Source organism: Mesorhizobium sp. M7A.F.Ca.MR.362.00.0.0 (assembly GCF_004023175.1).
GTDB lineage: Bacteria > Pseudomonadota > Alphaproteobacteria > Rhizobiales > Rhizobiaceae > Mesorhizobium.
In genome coordinates this window covers 1-6,453 of record NZ_RZTF01000367.1, presented here as the reverse complement: position 1 = coordinate 6,453, position 6,453 = coordinate 1, and the positions used below count along the sequence as shown (strand labels likewise).

Annotated in this window: 5 protein-coding genes and 2 pseudogenes; 4 read left to right on the top strand and 3 right to left on the bottom strand. The window is 64.0% G+C overall.

The window, feature by feature from the left end; genetic code table 11:
- From EOC06_RS30130 to EOC06_RS30120, 3 genes and pseudogenes are all read right to left on the bottom strand, one after another.
- Positions 1–398, bottom strand: a pseudogene (locus EOC06_RS30130) (carbohydrate ABC transporter permease); the annotation flags it as partial.
- Positions 395–1,570, bottom strand: coding sequence for an ABC transporter ATP-binding protein (locus tag EOC06_RS30125; protein WP_128309508.1), 1,176 nt, complete (start codon positions 1,568–1,570; stop codon positions 395–397). The gene EOC06_RS30125 and the pseudogene EOC06_RS30130, both read right to left, overlap by 4 nt.
- Positions 1,571–1,737: 167 nt before the next feature.
- A complete protein-coding gene (locus EOC06_RS30120) occupies positions 1,738–2,538 on the bottom strand; it encodes an SDR family NAD(P)-dependent oxidoreductase (protein ID WP_128309507.1) in 801 nt (266 codons plus the stop codon).
- 165 nt (positions 2,539–2,703) lie between these two features.
- On the opposite strand from EOC06_RS30120, the pseudogene EOC06_RS30115 reads away from it, so the two are divergent.
- The 4 genes and pseudogenes from EOC06_RS30115 to EOC06_RS30100 form a co-directional block, all read left to right on the top strand.
- A pseudogene (locus EOC06_RS30115) lies at positions 2,704–3,556 on the top strand (DeoR/GlpR family DNA-binding transcription regulator).
- 39 nt (positions 3,557–3,595) lie between these two features.
- Positions 3,596–4,396 (top strand): BtpA/SgcQ family protein, encoded by an 801-nt coding sequence (locus tag EOC06_RS30110; protein ID WP_023809131.1) that lies wholly within the window; start codon positions 3,596–3,598, stop codon positions 4,394–4,396.
- A 162-nt stretch (positions 4,397–4,558) separates the two neighbouring features.
- The gene (locus tag EOC06_RS30105) at positions 4,559–6,079 is read left to right on the top strand and encodes an FGGY-family carbohydrate kinase (RefSeq protein WP_128309506.1); all 1,521 of its coding nucleotides are present in this window, start codon (positions 4,559–4,561) and stop codon (positions 6,077–6,079) included.
- Positions 6,079–6,453, top strand: a 375-nt coding sequence (locus EOC06_RS30100; RefSeq protein WP_164898810.1) for an HAD family phosphatase, incomplete at its 3' end; no start/stop codon positions are given. The genes EOC06_RS30105 and EOC06_RS30100, both read left to right, overlap by 1 nt.

The window sequence follows — 6,453 nt, the reverse complement described above, 5'->3', positions numbered from 1 at the left end:
CTTCGGAACAGCGTGAAGGTCGGCAGCACCAGCGCCACGGGCGGCAGCATTTGCGTCGCCAGAACGGCAAAACGCGCCCACCGACCGCCCGTACGGAAGCGGGCGAAGGCATAACCGGTGGTGGCGGCAAAAGGCAATGCGAGCAGAACCGAGCCGAGCGCGACGATCAGGCTGTTGAGGTAGGACTGACCGAAGCGGCTCGACAGGAGCGCCGAATAATTGTCCGTCGTAAAGGCCGGCATCAGCTCGTTGCTGTAGGATAGCTGCTCGGGCACGAAGCTCGTCCGCAGCACCCAGAGCGGCGGCAGCAGCACGATGGCGCAAACGACAATCAGCCCGAAATGCAGGCCGAAGCGGCGACGAAAGGCCGGCCGCTCGTTTCTGTCCATGCTGGTCATCGAGTGGCCCCCATGAGGCTCGGCCGCGCGATCACCAGTTCGGTTTCGGGATCAAACAGGTGCATCGGCAGCGGGTCGATGTAGAGTTCGACGATCGAGCCGACGGGCGCCGTGAAATAACGGCTCAGGCGGGCGGCGATCTCCAACGGCTTGCCGCCTCCGGCGGGATGGGCATCATCCGTGCCGGTGGCCTGACCGGCAATCTGGCCGATCAGGACGTTCTCGGCGCCGAGGGCCTCGACGGCCACGACCCGTACGGCAATCTTCTGCCAGTCCGGCTTGTCGGGGCTTTCGTGGAAATCCTCGGCCCGCACCCCCAGAATGACGCGGCGCCCGACACGCTCGCCATAGGCGTTGCGGTGGCGGGCGGGGACGGCAAGCACGGCACCACTATCGGTCAGGACGGAGAGCCCTTCGCCAGGTGCGGCCTGGAGCGTGGCCGGAATGAGGTTCATCGGCGGCGTCGCCAGGAAGCGCGCGACGAAGGTGTTGACCGGGTCGGCATAGACTTCAAGCGGCCGGCCTGCCTGGACCAGGCGACCATCGCGCATGATGCATATGCGATCGCCCATGGTCATGGCCTCGACCTGGTCGTGCGTGACATGGACGATGGTGCGACCGAGGCGCCGGTGCAGCTTGACGAGTTCGAGCCGCATCTCGGCACGCAGCTGCGCATCGAGGTTGGACAGCGGTTCGTCAAGCAGGAAGGCCTCCGGTTCGCGAACGATCGCCCGGCCGAGCGCGACACGCTGACGCTGGCCGCCCGAAAGCGCTGCCGGCTTGCGGCCGAGAAGATTCTGCAAACCGAGCAGGTTCGCGGCGTCGGCAATCTTGGCATCGATCACTGCGGCGTCGGTGCCGCGCATCTTCAGCCCGAAGGCCATGTTCTGCCGCACCGACATATGCGGATAGAGCGCGTAGCTCTGGAACACCACTGCGACGTTGCGGTCGCGCGGCGCGACATTGGCGACGCTCTTGCCGCCGATGCGAAGATCGCCGGAGGAAATGCTCTCCAGGCCGGCAATCATCCGCAGCGTCGTCGACTTGCCGCATCCCGACGGGCCGAGAAAGATCACGAATTCGCCATCGGGAATGGTGAGATCGACCTCATGCACCCCGTAATTGCCATTGCCGTAGAGCTTGGAAACGCGATCGAGCTCGATAGACGCCATAGACATTCCTCATGAACCCGTCTGACCCGGCTGAACGCCGAAGTCGAGCGAACGGTCATCTTAGAGAACAAAATGTAACATTGAAAGCCTGCCTTATGATCATATGTGTTCACTTTTTTGGTTGGCGCGTGCCAGCATCAGGATCCGGTTACAGCCGCCAAAAGCCGTCAGGTCATGTAGACGCCGCCGGTCACGTTGACGCCCTGGCCAGTCATGAAGCGGGCTTGATCCGAGCAGAGGAACACGACGACGTCGGCGACATCCTCCGGCAACTCGAGCCGGCCGAGCGGCGTCTGCGCGATATAGTCGGCGACCACCCGTTCGGGCGTGACCTGCCGCAGATGCGCCTCCCATTCGACTTCGCGCGATTGCATGCCGGTCTTGACGAACCCCGGGCAGACGGCATTGACGCGGATTCCCTTGGGCGCGAGCTCGCGGGCAAAGGCCTGCGTCCAGCCGAGCACGGCGAACTTGGATGCCGAATAATGCGCCAGGAGCGGCGCACCGACCTTCGCGGCAAGCGAGGCGGTGTTGACGATGCAGCCCGTGCCTTGCTTGACAAAATGCCGTCCAGCGATCTGATTTGCGAGGAATACCCCGCGCGCATTGACCGAGAAGTTGAAGTCCCACTCCTCGTCGGTCAGATCGAGCGCGTGCTGCATGGTGGACACGCCGGCATTGGCAATCAGGATATCGCAGCCGCCTAGCGCTTCCAGCACAATGGCAAAGGCCGCCTCGACGGAATCGCGACGGCGAACATCGACCGTGACGGCGGCGGCACCGCCGCCAATCTCCTCGGCCGCCTTGCGCGCCGCGTCGGGATCCAGATCGCCGATCGCCACGGCGACACCCTGCCGCGTCAGGGCGGTCGCGATCGCGCGACCGATCCCCGCGCCGCCACCCGTCACAAAGGCACGCTTGCCCGCGAGTTCGGCAAGCACTGGAGGAATGACGGAGGCAGCCGGCATGGTCGTATTCTCTCTGCTTGGTGGCGGAACGCGTTCTGTTAATATCGAGATGCATACCAATAAATTCGAACACTGCAAACATATTTTTGTTTGAAAATGTTTGATCATGCGGTAGAGTCGAAGTTGCAGACCGCTTCGTCAGCGGCTTACCCACCGGATACATCGATGGCCGACGACACCGCCTCTCCCCTATCGTCCACGCATGGCGCACCGCGTGATGCCGATCGTCAGCGCCTTCTCGCGCACGATCGACAGGCACGCATCCTGGCTTTCCTGCGCCGCACGGGGTCGCTCACCGTCGCTGCGGCAGCAGCCGAACTCGCCGTTTCCGACATGACGATCCGCCGTGATCTGGTCGAATTGGAGCGCGAGGGCAGGCTTGTACGAATCCACGGAGGTGCGATCGAGGCGGACAACCCGCCGCTGGTCGCCATGGACAGTGAGGAGCCGAGTTTCGATTCGCGCTTGCGCCAGCGCCGTGACCCGAAGGCCGCGATTGCCGCCGCCGCGGCCGCCTTGGTTTCGGGATACCGCACGATCGCATTGGATGTCGGCACCACCACCTATCTGATGGCCGAGCACCTCAAGGACCTTCCGCACGCCAAGGTGTTCACCAACAGCCTCAGGATCGCGGCGGCGCTGAACGGCGGCGTGCCCGAAGTCTATGTTGCCGGCGGCCGTGTACGGGCCGACGAGATGTCGACCGGCGGCCATCGCCCAGTTCGAGGCGCTGTGGTTCGATGTCGCCGTGATCGGCGTCTCCGGCATCACGGCGGACGGCCTCTTCGACTATTCCTTCGATGATACCGATATGAAGCGCGCCTATCTGAGACGCTCAGGCACCAAGATCGTGCTCTGCGATTCCGCCAAATTCCTGCGCATGTCGCTGGTGCGGATAGCGCCACTGTCGGACGTCGACATCCTCATCACCGATGCCGAGCCGCCGGCCAAGATCGCCGCGGCGCTCGCCGCGGCCAAGGTCGACCTGCGCATCGCGCCGCCGCTGACGCGCGACTGAGGCGCAACATTTTCACTTTATCCCCAAGGAGACGACTCGATGGTATTTGAATTTTTCGGCGACAAGAAGAAGGCTGTCATCTCGATGGCACATATCGGTGCCCTGCCGGGAACGCCCCTCTATGATGCCGATGGCGGCCTCGACAAGCTGATCGATGGCGTGCTCTCCGACATCCGCAAGCTGCAGAGCGGCGGCGTCGATGCCATCATGTTCGGCAACGAGAACGACCGCCCCTATGTCTTCAAGGCGCCGCCCGAAGGCATTGCCGCCATGACCGCGATCGTCCAGGCGGTGAAACCCGAGCTGAAGGTGCCGTTTGGCGTCAATTATCTCTGGGACCCGACTGCCAGCGTCGCGATCGGGGCGGCCACCGGAGCCCGTTTCGTGCGCGAGATCTTCACCGGCCTGTTTGCTTCCGACATGGGCCTGTGGGAGCCCGATTGCGCCGCCGCCTCGCGCCTGCGGCACAATCTTGGCCGCGACGACATGAAGCTTCTCTTCAACATCAATGCAGAGTTCGCACACTCGCTCGACCAGCGTCCTATTGAATTGCGCGCCAAGAGCGCGGTGTTCTCGTCGATGGCCGACGCCATCCTCGTTTCCGGTCCGATCACTGGCCAGCCGGCCGACCAGTCCCACCTGCGCAGCGTCTGCGAGACGATCAAGGACGTGCCGGTCTTCGCCAACACCGGCGTGAACATCGACAATGTCCGCGATGTCCTTTCGCTGGCGAGCGGGGTCGTGATCGGGACCCATTTCAAGATCGATGGCAATACCTGGAACGCCGTCGACGGCGATCGGGTCAAGCGCTTCATGGACGTTGTCGCCACTTTGCGCTGAGAACGGCTTCCACGGCGATGCCGGCCATCGCGCCGGCTCGCGGTGATCATATCGATCGTTGCGGGCCGGCGTCCGGAATGATCGACTGGTATCGAGCAGCGGGACACGACGAGGCAGACAGGTTCGCCCGCCTGCCCTTCCCGGCATTTCAATGGATTCGACATGGCGTTCGTTCTCGGTCTCGATATCGGCACCACCTCGACGATCGGCATTCTGATCCGGCTTCCCGATCAGGTGCTGGGCCTCGCCTCGCGGCCCGTCACGCTGCATTCCGAGCATGCGGGCTGGGCCGAGGAAGATCCCGCGCAATGGTGGACCAATGTCCGCGACATCGTGCAGGAGTTGCTGAGGACCAGCGGCATCAAGGCCGAAGAGATCGTGGCGATCGGCACCACCGGCATGCTGCCGGCGGTCGTTCTTCTGGACGAGCAGGGCGAGGTGCTGCGACCGAGCATCCAGCAGAGCGACGGCCGCTGTGGCGCCGAAGTTGCCGAACTGCGGACCGAATGCGATGAGGCGGCTTTCATCGCCAAGGCCGGCAACGGCATCAACCAACAGCTGGTCACCGCAAAGCTGCGCTGGATAGAGCGTCACGAGCCGAAGGTGTTCAGCCGCATCGCCACCGTTTTCGGCTCCTATGACTATATCAACTGGCGCCTCACCGGTGAACGTGCGGTCGAGCAGAACTGGGCGCTGGAGGCCGGCTTCGTCGATGTTTCGACGCACCGGATCGACGACGACCTGGTGGCGCTCGCCCACATACCGCGCTCGGCCGTGCCACGAAAGATCGCCTCGCATGAGATCCTCGGTTCCGTCTCGGCGAAGGCCGCGGATGAGACCGGCCTGATGGCGGGAACACCTGTCGTCGGTGGTGCGGCCGACATGATCGCCTCCGCGCTCGGCGCCGGAGTTGCCAAAGCAGGCGATGTCCTCCTGAAATTCGGCGGCTCGGTCGATATCCTGATCGCCACCGATCAGATCAAGCCCGATCCGCGCATGTATCTCGATTACCACCTGGTGCCGGGCCTGTTCATGCCCAATGGCTGCATGTCGACCGGCGGCTCGGGCCTCAACTGGTTCGTACGCAATTTCGCCGGCGGCGAGATGGCCACGGCACAGGCCGAGGGTATTTCGGTACACCAGCGGCTCGATGCGCTGGCGGCAGAGCGTCCCGCCGGTGCCGATGGCCTCACCATCCTGCCCTACTTCCTCGGTGAGAAGACGCCGATCCATGATCCAGCGGCTCGTGGCGTGATCGATGGGCTGACGCTGTCGCACGATATCGGCCATGTCTGGCGCGCTTTGCTCGAGGCCTATGCCTTCGCCATCGCGCATCATGTCGAGGTGCTCAACGACATGGGCCACCGGACCGAGCGCTATCTCGCCTCCGACGGCGGCTCAAGCAGCAAGGTCTGGATGCAGATTGTCGCGGATGTCCTGCAAAAGCCGGTCCAGCGCCTGACCGGGCACCCCGGCTCTTGTATCGGCGCTGCCTGGACGGCGGCGATCGGCGTCGGCCTGACCGACGACTGGTCGGGCGTTTCCGGTTTCGTCAGCTTCGCCGACCGGCTCGATCCCGACCCGCGCAACGCTGACATCTACCGCGACGGCTGTCGCCGCTATCGCGATCTTTATGCGCGCCTGTCGGCTCCTGGCGCGACCAGAGCGGGATCGTCATCGTGATGTATCGCGCCGTCGCCTGGGACATCGACGGAACGCTGATCGACAGCGAGCCGTTGCATCATCAATCCCTCCTCGCCGGCTGCCGCAACTGGAACGTCGATCTTGACGACCTGCCCGACCAAGCCTTTCGCGGCATCCATATGGGCGACGTCTGGACAACGCTGCGTCCGCGTCTCCCGGTCGGGCTCGACCAGGCGGAGTGGCTCGCCGCTATCAATGCCCACTACGTCGCGAACCGGGCGAACGCCGTCCCGATCCCCGAGGCGGTCGAGACGATTCGGACCCTGGCTGACCGCGGCGTCCCGCAGGTCTGCGTCTCGAATTCCGGCCGGCAAGTCGTCAATGCCAATCTCGATGCGCTCGGCGTGCTCGAC